Below are 17,658 nucleotides of genomic sequence, written 5' to 3' on the forward strand. Positions count from 1 at the left end.
ACGGAATGTACTTCGCCATCCCGCGATCGGCGCACACCTTGGTCAAGGCGGCGGTCAACGTGGTCTTCCCGTGGTCCACGTGCCCGATCGTCCCAATGTTCACATGCGGCTTCTTCCGCTCAAATTTCGCCTTCGCCATAAATCAATCCTCCCTAAAAAAACATGATGAGTGAATAGTGATCAACGCCGGATCAGGAACCTCGGCCTTCATCACTCGCCACCCTGCGCCCATCACGGCTCCACATGGAGCCCACGACGCGAATCGAACGCGTGACCTCGTCCTTACCAAGGACGTGCTCTGCCAACTGAGCTACGTGGGCGTTGCGGTCCATCATCTACATTCCACCCCTGACACACATCTCGACTCGATGGAGCGGGCGATGGGATTTGAACCCACGACAGCCAGCTTGGAAGGCTGGAACTCTACCACTGAGCTACGCCCGCCCGAATATCGTCGTCAGTCCTGTCGCAATCACAACCCGCTACGGCCTGCTATACTTTCCGCGATGCACATCAACCCAACAGACCGACGCTGGTGGGCAGGCAAGGATTTGAACCTTGGAAGACATAAGCCAGCAGATTTACAGTCTGCCCCCTTTGGCCACTTGGGTACCTGCCCGTTCCAACTCGCCTGCGTATGCACCCTACAAAATTCAAATCAAATTCAGCGAATTATCTCGCCACATTCATACTGAAAAACTAGAGTAAGCCTGTCCGCACACAGCTCTCTCCCCTCATCGAGGAGGAGAAACAGCTGATCTGGCGAACAAGGCTATTTCAAGAAACGCTGGATTCTATTGACGAAGTTGCGCCATGTCAAGAGGAGAAATGGCCTCTCTGCCATTTTTTTCTCCCTACGAGGTCGCGACTGGACAAGGCCGGCCAGGCGAAATATTTTTGATCTGACCAACGGCCCTCTCGGCCGCCCCGATGAATTTTTCTGGCAAACCAAGCACTTGCTTCATCAGACGCCGACTTTCCTCCAGCGAAACCTGTGACCCGGGGGCAAGAAATCGCTTCTGTGTCACCCGTCGCTCCTCGGGATCTTGAGGCACGTAATACCCTCGGAGCTCACCTGCCTCAATGGCCCGACGAAACCGAGCCACCCACTCTCCCGAGAGCTGCGGGGACCCGCCCATAGATCGCCCCCCCTTCTTTTCAATCTCCACCTGATTCCAAATAGCCCACCCGACAAATACCGCCCAGGTTTCATTGAGGGCTTCCCAGGCTTCAGAGTCGGACAGGTAGCGCACCTCCGTCTCCTGAATCCGTTGGACCACCGGTGTGATCGACACCTCCCGGTACCGGCACACCTGCATGTCACGCGCAAATGCGATGAACTCCTGCTCCGGACCCGGCAACGCCCCGCCGGCCTCCCTCGACTCAAGATAGTCGATATAGGCATGGAACAACTCGTGATACAGCACTTCCAGCTCTTTGGACGTCATCGTCGTGAGCGGCCGCACATCACGCCCTGCCGCGTGGAACGAAAGCGTCCGGTTCAACACCATCCGATGCTCACCCGGATGATACTCAGCCGCATACGTGCGCAGATCGTCGAATTCAAACTGCACAAAGTCCGGGGGCATGGCCTTCAGAAAACCGGTGGGCAATCGAAGCGTGGTCGCCCCGCCGATGAGCTGTTCCCACATCCGGGCAGCCCCCGAGGCCTTCTGCTCCTCGGCCGAGGACGAGATCACCCCCACGGCGCAGAGCAGAACCAGGCTGACGAGAACCATGAAGGATCGTTGAATCAGGGAGCCGCGCATGCGACCTCAGAAAGGATAGAGGGCGGGATCGTCATACCAGTGCACTAACAGACTGCGGAAACGCTCGATTGTTGCACTACGCACCGCGGCCAACTCACTCGCCGCGTCGGCGCCGGAATAGCCCACAGGATGCGGAAAAAGTCCGCCAGCGGCGTTCTCGCATCGCTCAGAGGCTCAACGTACAGCGCAGAGTACGATTCGCCTCTTCGCTTGCTGCGGTCTTGCTGGACGGCCTTTTTGCGCATCCTGCTAATAGTCCTGATCGCGATAGCTCCCCCAGTTGCCTCGCCCGCCCTCTTCGACCAGCGCCACCGTGTCGAACAGATCGGAAGAAACATGGTCCAGGAACCGGGAAGGCTTCGACAACAACATCCCGCTACTCTTATCGTACACGTTGATAGGATAGGTCAGGAAGAGATGGCGCTTCGCCCGCGTGACGGAAACATAGAACAACCGCCGCTCCTCCTCCAAATCCTCGTCATCGACAAACGAGTAGACCGACGGAAACCGTCCGTCCACAATCCAAATGACAAACACCGCCTGCCACTCTAACCCCTTGGCCGAGTGAATCGTCGAGAGCACCATCCGCTCATCGTCCCGGTCAGCCCCATCCACACCCGAGGCACTGCCGTCCGGCGGCTCCAGGGCCAGATCGGCCAGAAACTCATTCACCCCGGGATAGCCTTCGGCAATCGTATGCAGATGATCGAGATCCCGCGTGCGCTTGGGATAGTCGTCGTACTGTTCTTTCAGAATCGGAAGATAATACTCGTAGATGTGATTCACCTGCTCCGACGGCGAGCGATCATCCGCGCCCGAAAGACTCTCCAGCGTATTCGCCAGATTCTTGAGCCCCTGGCCGGATCGGCCGCTCACCCCGCGCAACACATCGAACGGCTGCCCGCCCTTTACAATCGCCGCCAACAGATCGTGCGCCTTCTTTGGCCCGACCCCCTCCACCAGCATCAGCACCCGGTTCCAGCTGACCGTATCCAGCGGGTTCGCGATCACCCGCACATGCGCGAGCAAATCTTTCACATGCGCCGTCTCGATAAATTTGACCCCGCCGCGCTTGATGAAGGGCAGCCCTTTGCGCGACAGCTCAATCTCCAGATCGAAGGAATGAAAGCTGGACCGGAAGAGCACCGCCACTTCACTCAGCGGCACGCCCTCTTCACGCAGCTCCAGAATCTTCTGCGCAATAAACCGGGACTGCGTATTCTCGCCCGCCGCTTCCACCAGCGACGGCAACGGCCCGTCGATTTTCCGCGTGAACAGCCGTTTCGTATACTTCTCCGCCGCCTCGTCGATAATACAGTTCGCCAGATTCAGAATCGGCTGCGTGCTGCGATAGTTTTCTTCCAGCTTATAGATCTGCGTGCCCGGAAAGAGCTGCGGAAACTCCATGATGTTCTTGAACGTCGCCCCGCGGAACGCATAGATCGACTGGGAATCGTCCCCCACCACCATCACATTATTATGGGTGGCGGCCAGCTTCCGGACCACTTCAGCCTGCAACCGGTTCGTATCCTGATACTCATCCACAAGGATGTAGCGAAACTGCCGCGAGATCGTCATCCGCGCCGTTTCGTCCAGCAGCAACAGCTGCCGCAGCATCACCAGCAGATCGTCATAGTCGAGCAACTGCTTCTGCCGCTTCGCCGACTGATAGGCCGTCTTCAAGCGGCTCAGGTCTTCGATGTGATCGGCAAAATGCCCGAACTCGTCGAGAATGATCTCTTCCAGCGAGCGGAGCGTATTCTCGCTCTTGCTGATCATCTCCATAATCGTCCCCTTGCGGGGGAAGCGCTTGTCCTTTTCATTCAGCCCGAGCTGCGACCGGACCAGCGCAATCAGATCTTCCGCATCACCGCGATCCAGGATGGTGAAGCCCGGCTCCACCCCGATCGACCGGCCGTAACGGCGCAGCATGAGATTCGCAACAGAATGAAACGTGCCTCCGCACACACGCTCACTGCGTGCGCCGATCAGTTCGCCGGCCCGCTGCAACATCTCTTGCGCCGACTTGCGCGTAAATGTAAGGAGGAGAATATTCGATGGATCGACGCCTGAATCAATGAGATAGGCCACGCGATAGACCAGCGTGCGCGTCTTGCCGCTGCCCGCACCGGCAATGACCAACGAAGGGCCTTCGCCCGCCGTCACCGCCGCCAACTGCTGCGAATTCAACGCCGCGGCATAGTCGATCGACAGCTTGCGCGGCGCAGCCTCATCCTCAGAGCGTTTAAGAACGTACGTTTTAACTTCTCGTTCCATGAGTGACCAGGGGAAGGCCGAGCGACATGATACCAATCAGCGGGCTGGGCTGTATAACACACCGCTGGAACCCTTCTCAACGAGCATCCCCCGCACGCGGCCCCCAAACCACCCCTTTCATCCCCAAACATCTCTCCGCTATAATCGCGCTCCTTGAACAGGAGCACATATGGGAACCGCCAATAAAGAATATCAAGCGCAACTTCGCCAGCTCGCAGAACTCATGCTCGCCGTCTCGGGCGAATCCGTCACGATGATGAAGCGCAACGCCCCGGAGCAGGCGCTGAAGCTGAAGCGGCAGGATGAGTGGGGCATCTATCTCGAATTCCTGAAGGTCATGTTCAATCTGACCGACCGGCTGACGGCGCTGCACATCCCGATCAAGGATCAGTTGGAATTCATGAACGGATTGGAAGACGCAGTGACCACTCAATTGAAGACCGTGTTGGAGCCGGCATTCGGCAACAATGCCGACCAGATGGAAATCGTCCTGACCGTCGGCAACGCCGTGGCGGAAAGCCGCGACCTCTACGAGAAGTACAAGTTCCTCATCACGGAAGACTCCAAACCGAAGAACGAACTCTTTCAGGCCTTCGCTGAGCGCGTCGCCCAGACACTGGGAGCCCCGCAGAACGGCCAGGTCATCGCCGCCGCAACCTTATGCGCGAGCGCCATTATTCCCGCCGTGAGCGCCGTCCTGCAGGGACAAGCGCCACCCACAGCCGCACCATCCACGCCGACTCAGCAACCCGTAAAAGCCGCCGGCAACGGAGAGCCGGCCAAGAAGGGTCCGACGGGGCAGGACATCAAGCTGGTGAGCCTCATGTCGAACGTGAGCGGCGAAGAGGTCGAAACCCGCTGGGGCCTCCATCCGCGTTTCCGCGGGGATCTCACGCCCGCCGAACTACAGCAACTCACCAAGCTCCTGAACCGAGTTGCAAAAATCCTTGGCGAACGCTACGCCGCCGTGGCATTCTCCGAGGAATGGAACTCATGGCACAAAACCGGACACGCCTGACCGCTTCTCACAACACAGAAGCACTCCATCCGAACGTTCCGACCAGCGCACGCCGTGCGGCGGACATGCTCGGATTTAGCCTCATAGGCAGCAGGATGCTCAGAAAGGCCGACCAGCCAGGCCGCAGCGAGCGAAGAAGCGAGGCGTACGCTTCGGTACGTTGAGTCTCTGAGCGATGCGAGAACGCTGCTGGGGAGCTTTTTCAGCATCCTGCAAACTGTCTCACGCAAAGGAGCACATGTGGATACTGTCGAGAACTCAAATCCTATTTCCAAGCACCTCCCGCAGAATCTGATCCGGCTGGCCGAACTCTCACAAAACCTCTGGTGGAGCTGGACACTGGAAGCCCGGCAGCTGTTCGAACTGATCGATCCGACGCTCTGGTACTTCACCCATCACAATCCGGTTCGTCTGCTCCAGGAAGTGAAACCCGAACGGCTCCAGCAACTCGTGCACGATCCGACGTTTGTCCGGCACTACTCGGCGGTGATGAAAAGATTTGACGAATACCGACTGGGCAACGGCACGTGGTACGGCAAGAAGTACGGCCATCCGAAGAGCCCGTCCATCGCCTATTTCTCGGCGGAATTTGGCCTGCACATTTCCATTCCCATTTATAGCGGAGGCCTGGGCATCCTCGCGGGCGATCATTGCAAAGAAGCGAGCGATCTGGGTGTCCCCCTTGTAGGCATCGGCTTTATGTACCCGCAAGGCTACTTCCGTCAACGGATCACGCCGGAAGGCTGGCAGGAAGCCGCCTATGCCCCGTTCAACCGCGAAGAATCCCCGATCCGTCCGGCCCTCACTCCGTCAGGCGCACCCTGCAGAATTACGGTCGTGATGGGCCATCGTACGGTCGCCGCACAGGTGTGGCGCGCCGAAGTCGGACGCATCGTGCTCTATTTGATCGACACCGATGTCCCGGAAAACAACCCCGAGAATCGGGCACTGTCGGCTCGCCTTTACGGGGGCGACCAGGAGATTCGCCTCTGCCAGGAAATCCTTCTGGGCATCGGCGGTGTACGCATGCTACGGGAACTGGGCATCAACCCGACCGTGTTCCATGCCAACGAAGGACACTCGGCGTTTCTGACGTTGGAACGTATTCGTGAATTCGTCCAGAAGGGATCGACCCACGCCGAGGCCAGTGAACTGGTTCGCCAGAGCACGGTCTTTACGACCCATACCCCGGTGCCTGCCGGACATGATGTGTTCCCCCATCATTTAATGGATCGTTACTTCGCCGGCTATTGGGAACAACTCGGATTGAGTCGCGAGGAATTCCTCCGGCTGGGTGAAACACCGGAATCGCGCGGACAGGGTTTTAATATGACAGCGCTGGCCATGAACCAGGCCGCGCACGTGAACGGCGTGAGCCGCGAACATGGCCGGGTCTCCCGCGAAATGTGGCAACACCACTGGCCCGGGCTCGCGACGGACCTGGTCCCGATCAAGAGCGTGACCAACGGCATTCATGCTCCGACCTGGATCGGCCTCGAGATGAACCAGCTCTACGGCAAATTCCTCGGCCCGGACTGGGCCGAGCGCTGTGATGAACAAGCCATGTGGCAACGGGTGAGCGATATTCCGGATGGCGAACTCTGGGCGGTGCGCAAAACCATGAAGCGCAAGCTGATGCGATTTATTCGCGAACGCGCCCGGACCGGCTGGATCAACGGCCACCTGCAATCCTCGCAAGTCATCGCCCGCGGGACGCTGTTAGATCCCGAAGCCTTGACCCTTGGATTCGCGCGCCGCTTCGCGACCTACAAGCGGGCCACGTTGCTCTTCCGCGATCTCGAACGGCTGAAACGTCTGCTGCAAAATCATTGGCGCCCGGTGCAGCTCGTGTTCGCCGGCAAGGCCCATCCTGCCGATGAGCCGGGGCGCTACTTCATCCATGAGGTAGTGAATTTCTGTAACGACCACAAGCTCGGCGGCCACATCGCTTTTCTCGAAGACTACGACATGCACATGGCCAAATTTCTCGTGCAGGGCGTGGATGTGTGGCTCAATACGCCGCGCTTCCCGCTCGAAGCCAGCGGCACCAGCGGCATGAAAGCCGCTTTGAACGGCGTCATCAACTGTAGCGTGCTCGACGGCTGGTGGAAAGAAGGCTACAACGGCGCGAACGGCTGGGGCGTCGACCCGCTGCCGCCTTCGACCGACCAGCACGAGCAGGATGTCCATGACTCGGAAGAGCTCTATCGCCTGCTTGAACAAGAAGTCGTCCCCCTTTACTATCAGCGAGACCTCGACGGCACGCCGCGAGGCTGGCTCCAAATGGTGAAGGAATGTATCCGGACTGTCGCCCCGCAGTTCTGCACGAAACGTATGGTGAAGGACTACGTCGAGACGATGTACAGCGGAGCCGCTGCCCGCACACCGTCATCATGGTAAACGCCTCCGCGTTGGAACGGCCATATCGTGCGCCGTGGAGTGCCATTGCCGCGGCACTCTGCTTCGCCGTTATGGCCGGGCTGTTTCTCCTCTTTGCAGCACCGCTTGAAACCCGAGCGGCAACCTCTCCGCCTTCCGCCCAAGACAAAGACCTCCCCGCTCTCTTTAAAGCCGGCGACTACCCGGCGATCGTACAACGCTTTCAGGCGCTCCCCAAAGACGCCACGCCGTCAAAAGAGATGCTCCGCCTGGCCTTCCAGAGCTTTGTGAAACTCGGACGCGGGGAAGAAGCCCTGCCGTTGTATCCTCGTATCAAGGCAGACGGCCAACCGGACGATCTGACGTTGCTTCGCCCCCTCGCGCTCAGCCTCATTACCAGCCGCGTGCGCGATCAGAAAGAGCATGTGCGTATCGCCGCCTACACCGTTCTGGCCGAGCTGGGCCTTCCGGAAACCGGCCCGCTGTTGGAAGACGGTCTGTTGAATAGCTCGGTGTTGGTGCGCGCCCGCGCCGCCGAAGCGATCGGGAAGGCCGGCTTAGCACCCAGCTCGGGCGCGCTGAAACGGGCGATCAACGACGACGCGCCAAGCGTCCGCATCGCCGCCATGAATGCGCTGGGCGATGCCCGTGTCATGGAGATGAAGCCGCGGCTGATCGAAATCGGCAGAACAGAAGATGGCCCCGAGGCCATCTTCGCCTATGCCGCGCTCTATAAGATGGGCCAGACCGACATGCTCATCGACATCACCAATGCCGCCACGTTGCCGGACGCGGAAGTCCGCATGGCCGCGATCGGCGTGCTGGGCCGTCTGAAGCGGCCGGCAAGCCTGGCGCTCCTCAGTCAAGCCGTCTATGACCCCAATCCGTCGGTGCGCGCCTTCGCCGCCGGCGCGCTGGGCGAGTTCGGTTCCCCCGGAGGCGTCGCGCCGCTCACCCACGCGTTGGGCGATGAGATGGCCATGGTGCGCGGCGTGGCAGCCGGCAGCCTCGGCCGGTTGGGCCTGAAAGAAAATCGCCCGTTGCTCCAAGCCCTCACCAGAGATCCCAGCTTGCAAGTGCGTGCGAGCGCTGCGGAAAGCCTGCTTCGTCTCGGCGATTCATCCGTCCTCCTGCTCGCGGCCGATCTGGCCAGAAACCCGGACCCGTCCATTCGAAGCAGCGCGGCTCAGGCATTGAGCGCCACCTCGGACAAGGAAGCCTTGTCGCTGTTGCAGGCGTTGCTCCAGGATCAACAGCCGCTCCCGCGACTCATGGCCGCGAAGGCCTTAGGCAAGGTGTCCGGCCCCGTGATTCCGATTCTTCTCAAAGGCCTGCAAGACTCCGATGAGGCCGTGCGGATCGCCGCAGCCGGCAGCCTCCTGCAACAGACCGCACGCGCCGCACGCCCTACGCGGCGGCTTTAGCAGGCGGAGAACAACTCGGTTGCAACGCGAAATACCTGGCTGACGCTGTTCGTGAGGGATGAGGGACAGCATAACCGCAGGATGCTCAAACAGGCTGTCCAGCAAGGCCGCAGCGAGCAAAGCGGTGAGGCGTACCCTTGTGGTACGGTGAGCCGCTTGGTGAAGTGAGAACGCCGCTGGCAGACTGTTTCAGCATCCTGCCAGACAATCGGAGGCCCATGCTTAAATTTCTCGGAACCCTGATCCTGATCGCCGCCGCATTCGGGGCCGGCTACTTCGTCGGTCAGCGCCCGGTCGGCACGCTCCAGCACACCGTCTCTGACCTTCAAGAATCGATCACGAAACTGTCGCGCAATGTCTTGGACACCACACAGGGCATTGAGCGCGATCTGCGCCGGCGCCAGGGGCTCGTGGATGCGAAGTCCCGGGTCGTGCAAGCGAAGGCCAACCTGTTTGATCGAAACTTCGGGGACGCAGCGAAGGAACTGGGGGAAGCGGTCACCGTCCTGGAACTCGCGACCAAGGGCGCAAAAGCCGACCCTGCACTCGACGCGGTACGGGAGGTGGCCAGCACGTTGCGGGAAGTACGCTTAGAAGTAGCAATGGGGAAATCGATGCCGATGAAACGGCTCGACGAGATCCAGCTGAGACTGGACAAAGAGCTGAGCCGGTAGGCTAGGTAGGCTATTCAGAAAAGCCGGACAGCCAGGCCGCAGCGATCAAAGAGGCGAGGCGTACGTTCAGGGGGGTACGTTGACTCTCAGAACGAAGCGAGAATGCCGCTCGCAGACTTTCTCAAGAACCTGCTAGGCATTCGCCGGTTGGGAAACCGGCGTCTTCTTCCACTTGGCCAGGATCCGCTCGACACGCATCTTCACGACCATATCGGGATCCTTGAGCAACGGCTTGATCGCCTCACGCCCCCGGTCGTCGCCGATCGACTCCAAGGCGGCCGCCGCAATCAACCTGGTAAACCAGTCTTTATCCTGCAGCATGGCGATGAGCGGATCGATCGACTCGCTGTGTTTGATCCGGCCCAATCCCAATACGGCGCTCTGACGGACGCTCTCTTCTCTATCCTTCAGCGCGGCAATAAACTTCGGCACCGCCGGCTCGCCGAGTTCCACGAGCGCATTGATCGCGTCATCTTTGAACTCGTCATTGCGCAGCTGCACCATCAAGGGATCCAAGACCCGTTCATCACGGATCTTTCCGAGTGCCAGAATGGCGTACTTCCGCACATCCCAGTCGCGGAGCAGCTTCAATAGAATTTCGACAGCCGGAGAGCCGACCTGCCCGAGCGCCTCAATGGCCACTTCGCGCACTTGCCAGTCACCGTCGCGCAGCGCGCGCGACAACGGCTCGACGCACCGCTCGTCACCCATCTCGCCGAGCGTAATGACGGCTTCACGCCGCACCACCCAGTCCGGATCGCTGAGAAGATCGATCTGAATCTCGATCTCGTCCTTGACCTTCTCTTCTTCCAGGATGACCTGGTCGGGAGCGACAGCCACCAGTTCCTGGGAAGCCGCAGGGGTCAACGCCAGGTCTTCTGCCACCTTGTCGGCCAGCTCATCGCTGGCAGGAATGGCGTCAGGGGTCTTAGCGGACGGGGATGCTTGACGGGGGTGTTCCATAGTTCAATCCTACAACATTCGCTCGCACATCATAATGAACGGACTACTTCGCAGGGGTCGCGGCCTTCTTTCCTGCGGCATGTTTCTGCCTGAGCGCCAAGGACCGGCGACGGCGCTGTTCCCGCTTCAACCGCTTCCGCAAGGCCCGCACTGCGGCTCCGCCATCATCCGCCTTCTTGGTGGTAAGCTTCTTCTTCAACTTGGCTTCTTCGGATTCTCCTGCCGTCTTCTTCGCCATGCCGTCTGACTCCTCTTCCTCAAATCGATAATAGGCGTGATCTGCCCTTGAATTTTGACGACCCAGTGTAGAGGAGACCTTCCGGCACTGTCAACCGCGCCGACTCCCGTCGCTATCCGATGACAAGCGTGATGTTTTCGGTATGGGCCGTATGGTCGGCCGCTAAGAGGGACGGCACGCGACGAATACGCCGCTGCATTAACACGTCGGTCGGCAGAATGCGAGGGCGGGGCCTAGCCGAAGAGACGGGTAGCCCCAATGTGGAGACGGGAGGAACCCGGATGGCGAGCGGGTCAAGGTGATGGACGCTGAGGAGTGCGGATTGGGTCGAAGGGGCCTCTTCTTCCGCCAGGACAAAGTCCGGCCGACGGTCTCCGACGACTTCCAATTGAATCACGGACAGTCCGTTCTGGACCATGCCCAGCTTCACCGCTGCCGCCTGCGAGAGATCGAGGATTCGACCATTCACATAAGGGCCGCGATCATTGATCCGAACGCGGACATGCTTCCCGTTGGTCAAATTCACCACCCGCACCATGCTGCCGAGCGGGAGGGTCCGGTGCGCGGCCGTCAGGGCCTGCATGTCAAACAGCTCCCCGTTGGCAGCCTGTTTGCCATGGAACTGCTCCCCATACCAGGAGGCAATGCCCCGGTCCTTGATCCCGACATCCAGCCCTGTTTCTCCCTTGGGCACCCATGAGCAGGCCCCGAAGGACAGACAGAGGGCGGCCAAGAGAATCCCGGAAAGGCTGGTGCGCGGATGCGTCATACAGATTTGGTGTGTCATCTTCGCTCGATCCTCCACTTGTAGGCTAGGACGTCTGGCTCACAGATGTCAGCCTACGGGAGGTTGCCGACCTCAACAATACCGACTGAGTACTCCTCCCCCCCTACATTCGTACGGGGGAAAATCCCGTGCACATTCACAATCGGTGGTACAAGAACGAACAAAGCGGCATGTCTTCTGGAGAACGCGGTACCGCTATATATAGGGAGCGCGTGAGGAGAGTCAACCAGCAACCGGGGACAGGACTGGACCGAACAACGACCAAGAGTCCGGGAAGCCGGCCTGGAGCCGGCTTCCCGGAACGGGTGGCGGTTAGCGAAAGCGCAATGCGGTTCCATCAAATTTGGTCGAACTCATGAACTTTTCAAAGTTCCGTTCCAGCACTTCGCTCACAAGTTCCTCTCCGTCTTCCGGGGCATACCAGAACACAGTGTAGTTCCCCGTGTGACTGTTGGTGCTGGTGATCGAACTCCCGTCCGACTGGTTGGCCGCCTGAACGGTCAGTTTATTCTTCGCGGTGATGTCCGTGGATCCGACCACGCCATGCGCGTCAGCCGACAACTCAAGAATCTTCCCTGAGATCACCACATCCGCTCCCCCGGTCTGACTGGCAGAGGCGGCATACTGTGCCCGCCATCCCTTGCGCGCCAGATAGTCGGCGAACGCTTTGGCCGTGGCTTCTCCAATCGTCCCACTCTTGACGGTAAAGACCTGGTCGGAGCCCCAGAGCGAGTGACGAGTCCCCAGCTTGGTGCGGTCAGACCGGTCGTCCTGGAAAGGAATCACCACCACTTTGACCGAACTGACGGGAGCCGACGAAGTCGACGTTGCGACAGGTGTGACCCCCACATTCATCGGCACCGCTTCACCCTTTGCCGCACATCCCCCTAACCACACCAGACTCCCCAATAGAATTGCACCCCAAGCCATCTGTTTCACACGGACCTCCTCTGCGAGAAAAATTAAATGACGATGATCGAGTCAGCGACAAATCGTATTCGACTACGCGGCGAAAAACTCTAGCAGGTCACTCCCCAACTGTAAAGATTGCTTCTGCGGGTATCGCGGGCCATCGGTGTCGGCCGGTGCCGTATTGACTGATCCCGGCGGACTCAGTAAGATCCGAAACGTGATGACGATGTGCTCGTTCAGTGCGAGTGTACGGCGAACTCCTTCACAGTTGATCACCCCGACACGACATGCATGATTGACGTTAAGAACATTACCAAACGGTATGGGAATCTCACGGCCATCGACCGGGTCACGTTTTCCGTGGCCAAAGGCGAGGTGTTGGCTTTTCTTGGCCCGAACGGCGCCGGAAAGACCACCACCATGCGTATCCTCACCTGTTTCATGCCGGCCACCGAGGGCACAGCAAAAGTCGCAGGCTTTGATTGCGCTGACCAGCCCCTCGAAGTGAAACGCCGCATCGGCTATCTCCCTGAAACGCCACCGGTCTACCAGGAGTTCACCGTCTCGGAATATCTGACCTTCGTGGGCCGGATGCGCGGCATGGTCGGCAAAAATCTCACGACGGCCATCGATCAATCCGTTGAGAAGTTAGCCCTGGGTACGGTCCGCCATCGCTTGATCGGCAACCTGTCGCGAGGCTACCGTCAACGCGTCGGGTTGGCCCAGGCGGTCCTCCACGATCCGCCGGTCTTGATCCTCGATGAGCCGACCGTCGGGCTGGATCCCAAACAGATCATCGAAATTCGCGACTTGATTAAAAGTCTGGCCGGGTCACATTCCGTGATTCTCAGCACGCACATTCTTCCCGAAGCCACCGCCGTCTGCCAGCGGGTTGTCATTATCAGCGGCGGACGAATCGTTGCGGAAGACACCCCCGATCAGCTTTCTGCGCGGCTCCGGCATTCGGAAAAGATCTCTGTGACGATCAAAGCACCGCCGGACAACTGTCTGGCCAAGCTCCAATCCATCTCAGGCATTCTGAATGTGTTTCAAGGTCAGTCCGCCGGCACGTTCCTCCTTGAATGTGCGCTGGGTCAGGACAAGCGTGATGAGGTCGCCCGGTTCATCATCGCCAATCAGTGGGGCCTCCTCGAATTACGGACGATCTCCATGACTCTCGAAGACGTGTTCTTGCAACTGACCCGCCATGAAGAGGGCATGACGCCTCAAGCCGACCAGGTGAGCGAGCTCCCCCAGGAGACCGCCTCATGACTCCGGTACAGGCCATTATCGCGAAAGAACTGCGCGGCTACTTTGTCTCTCCGGTGGTCTATGTGGTCGGCGCCATTTTTCTGCTCATCTTCGGATTCTTGTCCTATCTCTACGTGGTCTACGCCGGCTACCAGGCGATTCAACTGATGCAAATGCAAGGCGGTCAGGCTCAATTGAACTTGAACGACCTGGTCTTCCGGAATCTTTTCGCCAGCATGCGGTTTGTGCTCCTCATTATTCTGCCCATTCTGACGATGCGGCTCTTTGCGGAAGAGCGCAAACTGCGCACCTTCGAATTTCTGATGACCTCGCCGATCGGCATCAATGAGATCGTGGCCGGCAAGTTCGTCAGCGTCTTTCTTGTCTTCTTGAGCCTCCTCGGTCTGACCGGCCTCGTGCCGACGGTCCTGATGCTCTTCAGCGACTTCGACTGGAACCCGATTTGGACCGGGTATCTCGGCATGACCTTACTCGGCGCCCTGTTTATCTCAGTCGGCCTGCTCGCATCAGCGATCACGGAAAACCAGATCGTCGCGGCGTTTCTCAGCTTCGGCATACTGCTGCTCGTCTGGTTGATCTCGGGCTTGGGCGCCCTGTTAGGCGACACGATGCTGGGACAGATCATCTCCTATGTCTCGTTCATGGATCATTACGATCGTCTGGTGCGCGGCCTGATCGACACCAAAGACCTGGTGTACTTCTTCAGCAGCCTGGCCTTCATGCTCTTTCTCACCCACCGCGTGGTGGAATCGACCAGGTGGAAATGAGCCTGAAAGTCCTCCCGCTCGGCATCATTGGAACCGTGTTGGCCGTCGCCGGCCTGATCGCCTATAGCCTCAGCCCGGACCTGCTGTGGGCCGTCACCATTGCGGAAGGGCTGGCGCTCCTGTGCCTGATCCTCTTCTTCATCCTGCATTTCGACGCCGTGAAAGCCTTCTCCAGCCGTCGCTCGACCCATATGGGCGCGAACAGCCTGCTCATGATTCTGCTGGTCACGGCCATTCTCGTGATTGTGAACTTCCTGGCATCGCGCCATTCCATCCGGTGGGATCTCTCGGAGAATCAGAATTTTACCCTGGCGCCGCAAACCTATCGTGTGCTCCGCAGTCTTCCGCAAGAGGTGAAAATTACCGTCTTCACCCGCGAGAAAGATCCCGGCTATACCGGCTACAAGGAACGGCTGGAGAGTTATCGCCAAGCCTCGAATAAACTCACCGTCGAATTCGTCGATCCGGAACGGCAACCGAAGATCGCGCAGAACTACGGCATCTTCCGGACCGACACGGCCATCTTCGAGAGCAATGGGCAAACCATTCGCATCACCAGCCCATCGGAAGTCGAACTCACCGGTGCGCTGCTCCGTATCTCCAAGCCCGCCAAGAAACGCATCGTCTTTCTGGAGGGCCACAGCGAACGCAGCCTGGAAGACAAGGAACGCAACGGCCTATCACTGGCGAAAGAAGCGCTGAGCAAACAGGGCTATGACATCGGCACCCTGTCGCTGTTGAAGGACGCCGCCGTACCGGACGACACGGCCGTGCTCGTCCTCGCCGGGCCTCGCAATCAAGTCACCCCCGAGGAGCAGAGTCGGATTCAGACCTATGTGGACAAAGGCGGGCACCTGCTTGTGATGGTCGACCCGGATACCAAGGCTGACCTGGCCCCCCTGCTCGCCCACTACGGCCTGGGCCTGGGCCAGGGGGTGCTCGTCGATCTCCAAGATCGATTGGCCCAAGGGGACCTGACGTCCCTGTTGGTCCGCACTTTCACAGAACATGAAATCACCCAGGACCTGACAGCGGCAGTATTGTTTCCGCTCGCCCGTCACCTGACGTTCGACGAGCAGACGGGAAAAGACTGGGACTACGTGCCGCTCGCGCGGACGTCTCCGAATAGTTGGGCCGAGACCAACATGCAAGGGCGCGTCGTCAGCTTGAATGAAAAAGAAGATGTGAAGGGTCCGTTGCCGCTCGCCGCCGCGCTGTCGCCCAAGAAGGCCCCGGAGGAGGGAACGCCCAGGCCGGCCATCGTGGTTGTGGGCAACTCGACGTTCGCCACCAATGCGTTTTTCAACTTTCCCGGCAACACTGACTTTTTCTTGCACACCACCGGGTGGCTCGCCGAAGAACGGGATCTGATCTCCATTGTTCCCAAAGAGCCGGCGCTCCGGCCGTTCACTCCGAATCCCACGCAAGAGCGAGCCTTGCTCTACATTCAAGTCCTCTTCCTCCCCATCATGACCATGCTGACCGGCGTGATGGTCTGGAGAAAACGCCGCCGGCTGTAACCTTATGCGCTATTGGCCCACACTGCTGATGCTGCTGATTCTGGCGGGCCTGGGGGGCTACCTCTATTTCGTCGAATTGCCGGCCAAGCAGAGCGAAGAAAAGCAGGCAGTCGCACAACAGAGCCTCCTCCCATTCCCTGAAACCGACATCACCGGACTCACCGTCTCCACACTGCAGGGTGCGGTGGAGATGAAGCGCCGAGACCAGAAGGGCTGGGCGATTACCGCGCCGCTCCAGACCGACGCCGATACGCGGGAAGTGCAATCCATGATTCGGGCGCTCGTAACCGGGAAAGTGCTCCGCAGCGTCGAAGAAAAGCCCGCCGCGCTCGCCCCGTTCGGATTGGAGCAACCCATCACGACCATCACCGTGAGCGCAGGAGCCCTGCAGGAAACTTTATCCATCGGCGACAACGGCCCCCTGTCGTCGACCCTCTATGTCCATCGCCATTCGTCGCACAGCGTCCTCTTGACGGACCTGACCACGAAGAGTTTCGTCAATAAGACCCTGCTGACGTTCCGCCGAAAGGATCTGCTGCAATTTGTGCAAGCCGATCTCGACCGCGTGCGTCTGACCTACCCGACGACGGAAATCGTCCTCTACAATCTATCGAAGAACAAACCCAAGCCGACCTGGAAAATCCGCTACCCGATCGAAGCCGAGGCGGACCAGACGGAAGTCCGCTCGCTCCTGTTCAAACTAGAAGACCTAAAGGCGCTCGGCATCATCGACCCCGGCCCTGAACGGACCACAATCGCCAAGACGCTGACCGCCCCGAAGCTGAAGATCACGCTGCACACCACCGACGGGGACCAGACAGTGAAGCTCTATCAGCCCGATCCGGACAGCGGGGAAGCCTTTGCCGAAACCAGGCCGGATGCGCCGCTCTACCGGATCAACCCGCTGGTCATCAAAGATCTGTCGCGTGAGCTCTTTACCCTCCAGGACAAACGACTGCTGGGAGTCGACTATACAGAGATCGCGATGCTCTCCGTGAAGACACGAGATAAACAGTACGTGTTGGTCAATGAAAACGGCCAGTGGGTCCTCGAAGATCAACCGACTGAGAAAGTCAGCCAGGAAGCGGCCGATCTGCTCGTCAGCCGCGTGGCCAATCTGCCGGCAGAAGAACGGGTGACCAAACAACCGGCCGCCCTGGCCCCTTACGGGCTCGTTGCACCGACCGCGGAATTTGTCGCCACCGGAAGAGACGGCAAGATCGCCGGACGCCTCACGCTCGGCAACCAGGCCGGCAACCTCATCTATGCCACCGGCGAACGCCTCCAAGGCGTCTTCCAGGCTCGCCCCGATCTCCTCAATCAGATTCCGGCCAAGGCCGAACTCCTGGCCAAGTCCATCGAAAAGAACACGTCCGGACACTAGCACGAATACTCTCCGTGCTCACATTACCGCGTCTCAGTGCCAATCAACCACCGAGCATAGCTGTCGCCGACGATATTCCCGCTGAAGTTGATCCGGTTGATTTTTAACTGGAGAAACGATCGGGGGGATAATCCGCGCTAGTGTGGTGTCTCAATCATGGCTTTACAATGCTTGATCTTCTTCAGAATGTCGTCGACGGTTTTGGTCCACACGAACGGCTTGGGGTTCTTGTTATTGAGCCGAATGAACTCGTCGATCGCCGCAACCAACTCCG

15 protein-coding genes and 3 tRNA genes are annotated in these 17,658 nt (G+C 59.2%); 8 read left to right on the top strand and 10 right to left on the bottom strand.

Annotated elements, in window-relative coordinates; translation table 11 throughout:
- The 6 genes from Q7U39_02965 to Q7U39_02990 all read right to left on the bottom strand — a co-directional run.
- On the bottom strand, positions 1 to 139 hold a 139-nt coding region (locus Q7U39_02965; GenBank protein MDO9116895.1), incomplete at its 3' end, for a GTP-binding protein.
- A gap of 105 nt (positions 140 to 244) precedes the next feature.
- A tRNA-Thr gene (locus Q7U39_02970) sits at positions 245 to 320 on the bottom strand.
- 49 nt (positions 321 to 369) lie between these two features.
- A tRNA-Gly gene (locus Q7U39_02975) sits at positions 370 to 444 on the bottom strand.
- Positions 445 to 533: 89 nt separating this feature from the next.
- Positions 534 to 619, bottom strand: a tRNA-Tyr gene (locus tag Q7U39_02980).
- A gap of 235 nt (positions 620 to 854) precedes the next feature.
- Positions 855 to 1,739: a hypothetical protein gene (locus tag Q7U39_02985; GenBank protein ID MDO9116896.1), complete on the bottom strand. Its 885-nt coding sequence runs from the start codon at positions 1,737 to 1,739 to the stop codon at positions 855 to 857.
- A gap of 279 nt (positions 1,740 to 2,018) precedes the next feature.
- Positions 2,019 to 4,046 (bottom strand): ATP-dependent helicase, encoded by a 2,028-nt coding sequence (locus tag Q7U39_02990; protein MDO9116897.1) that lies wholly within the window; start codon positions 4,044 to 4,046, stop codon positions 2,019 to 2,021.
- Between the two features lie 169 nt (positions 4,047 to 4,215).
- On the opposite strand from Q7U39_02990, the gene Q7U39_02995 reads away from it, so the two are divergent.
- The 4 genes from Q7U39_02995 to Q7U39_03010 all read left to right on the top strand — a co-directional run bounded on the left by Q7U39_02995 (position 4,216) and on the right by Q7U39_03010 (position 9,541).
- Entirely contained in the window at positions 4,216 to 5,064 is an 849-nt protein-coding gene (locus tag Q7U39_02995; protein ID MDO9116898.1) for a hypothetical protein, read from the top strand.
- A gap of 240 nt (positions 5,065 to 5,304) precedes the next feature.
- A complete protein-coding gene (gene glgP, locus Q7U39_03000; GenBank protein ID MDO9116899.1) occupies positions 5,305 to 7,464 on the top strand; it encodes an alpha-glucan family phosphorylase in 2,160 nt (719 codons plus the stop codon).
- Positions 7,458 to 8,867: a HEAT repeat domain-containing protein gene (locus Q7U39_03005; protein ID MDO9116900.1), complete on the top strand. Its 1,410-nt coding sequence runs from the start codon at positions 7,458 to 7,460 to the stop codon at positions 8,865 to 8,867. The genes glgP and Q7U39_03005 overlap by 7 nt, the downstream gene beginning before the upstream one ends.
- Positions 8,868 to 9,085: 218 nt before the next feature.
- The gene (locus Q7U39_03010; protein MDO9116901.1) at positions 9,086 to 9,541 is read left to right on the top strand and encodes a hypothetical protein; all 456 of its coding nucleotides are present in this window, start codon (positions 9,086 to 9,088) and stop codon (positions 9,539 to 9,541) included.
- Between the two features lie 132 nt (positions 9,542 to 9,673).
- On the opposite strand, the gene Q7U39_03015 is transcribed toward Q7U39_03010, so the two are convergent.
- The 4 genes from Q7U39_03015 to Q7U39_03030 all read right to left on the bottom strand — a co-directional run bounded on the left by Q7U39_03015 (position 9,674) and on the right by Q7U39_03030 (position 12,468).
- Entirely contained in the window at positions 9,674 to 10,504 is an 831-nt protein-coding gene (locus Q7U39_03015) for a HEAT repeat domain-containing protein (protein ID MDO9116902.1), read from the bottom strand.
- A gap of 43 nt (positions 10,505 to 10,547) precedes the next feature.
- The gene (locus Q7U39_03020) at positions 10,548 to 10,742 is read right to left on the bottom strand and encodes a hypothetical protein (GenBank protein ID MDO9116903.1); all 195 of its coding nucleotides are present in this window, start codon (positions 10,740 to 10,742) and stop codon (positions 10,548 to 10,550) included.
- A 112-nt stretch (positions 10,743 to 10,854) separates the two neighbouring features.
- A complete protein-coding gene (locus tag Q7U39_03025; GenBank protein ID MDO9116904.1) occupies positions 10,855 to 11,529 on the bottom strand; it encodes a septal ring lytic transglycosylase RlpA family protein in 675 nt (224 codons plus the stop codon).
- Positions 11,530 to 11,841: 312 nt separating this feature from the next.
- Positions 11,842 to 12,468: a hypothetical protein gene (locus Q7U39_03030; protein ID MDO9116905.1), complete on the bottom strand. Its 627-nt coding sequence runs from the start codon at positions 12,466 to 12,468 to the stop codon at positions 11,842 to 11,844.
- A 264-nt stretch (positions 12,469 to 12,732) separates the two neighbouring features.
- On the opposite strand from Q7U39_03030, the gene Q7U39_03035 reads away from it, so the two are divergent.
- From Q7U39_03035 to Q7U39_03050, 4 genes are read left to right on the top strand one after another with little or no spacing between them, the layout of a single operon-like run.
- Positions 12,733 to 13,713, top strand: coding sequence for an ATP-binding cassette domain-containing protein (locus Q7U39_03035; protein MDO9116906.1), 981 nt, complete (start codon positions 12,733 to 12,735; stop codon positions 13,711 to 13,713).
- Complete coding sequence (locus Q7U39_03040; GenBank protein MDO9116907.1) at positions 13,710 to 14,480, top strand: ABC transporter permease subunit; 771 nt, start codon at positions 13,710 to 13,712, stop codon at positions 14,478 to 14,480. Before Q7U39_03035 ends, Q7U39_03040 begins: the two co-directional genes overlap by 4 nt.
- Entirely contained in the window at positions 14,477 to 16,000 is a 1,524-nt protein-coding gene (locus Q7U39_03045; protein ID MDO9116908.1) for a GldG family protein, read from the top strand. The genes Q7U39_03040 and Q7U39_03045 overlap by 4 nt, the downstream gene beginning before the upstream one ends.
- 4 nt (positions 16,001 to 16,004) lie before the next feature.
- Positions 16,005 to 17,384: a DUF4340 domain-containing protein gene (locus Q7U39_03050; GenBank protein MDO9116909.1), complete on the top strand. Its 1,380-nt coding sequence runs from the start codon at positions 16,005 to 16,007 to the stop codon at positions 17,382 to 17,384.
- Positions 17,385 to 17,658 lie beyond the last annotated feature (274 nt).

Source organism: Nitrospira sp. (assembly GCA_030653545.1).
Classification (GTDB): domain Bacteria; phylum Nitrospirota; class Nitrospiria; order Nitrospirales; family Nitrospiraceae; genus Nitrospira_D.

Excerpts from the sequence above, each read along its gene's own strand:
- Q7U39_02990 (MDO9116897.1), bottom strand. The coding sequence starts at position 4,046 with ATGGAACGAGAAGTTAAAACGTACGTTCTTAAACGCTCTGAGGATGAG.
- Q7U39_03020 (MDO9116903.1), bottom strand. The coding sequence starts at position 10,742 with ATGGCGAAGAAGACGGCAGGAGAATCCGAAGAAGCCAAGTTGAAGAAG.
- Q7U39_03040 (MDO9116907.1), top strand. The coding sequence starts at position 13,710 with ATGACTCCGGTACAGGCCATTATCGCGAAAGAACTGCGCGGCTACTTT.
- Q7U39_02995 (MDO9116898.1), top strand. The coding sequence starts at position 4,216 with ATGGGAACCGCCAATAAAGAATATCAAGCGCAACTTCGCCAGCTCGCA.
- Q7U39_03045 (MDO9116908.1), top strand. The coding sequence starts at position 14,477 with ATGAGCCTGAAAGTCCTCCCGCTCGGCATCATTGGAACCGTGTTGGCC.
- Q7U39_03035 (MDO9116906.1), top strand. The coding sequence starts at position 12,733 with ATGATTGACGTTAAGAACATTACCAAACGGTATGGGAATCTCACGGCC.
- Q7U39_02985 (MDO9116896.1), bottom strand. The coding sequence starts at position 1,739 with ATGGTTCTCGTCAGCCTGGTTCTGCTCTGCGCCGTGGGGGTGATCTCG.
- Q7U39_03010 (MDO9116901.1), top strand. The coding sequence starts at position 9,086 with ATGCTTAAATTTCTCGGAACCCTGATCCTGATCGCCGCCGCATTCGGG.
- Q7U39_03015 (MDO9116902.1), bottom strand. The coding sequence starts at position 10,504 with ATGGAACACCCCCGTCAAGCATCCCCGTCCGCTAAGACCCCTGACGCC.
- Q7U39_03050 (MDO9116909.1), top strand. The coding sequence starts at position 16,005 with ATGCGCTATTGGCCCACACTGCTGATGCTGCTGATTCTGGCGGGCCTG.
- Q7U39_03005 (MDO9116900.1), top strand. The coding sequence starts at position 7,458 with ATGGTAAACGCCTCCGCGTTGGAACGGCCATATCGTGCGCCGTGGAGT.
- Q7U39_03025 (MDO9116904.1), bottom strand. The coding sequence starts at position 11,529 with ATGACACACCAAATCTGTATGACGCATCCGCGCACCAGCCTTTCCGGG.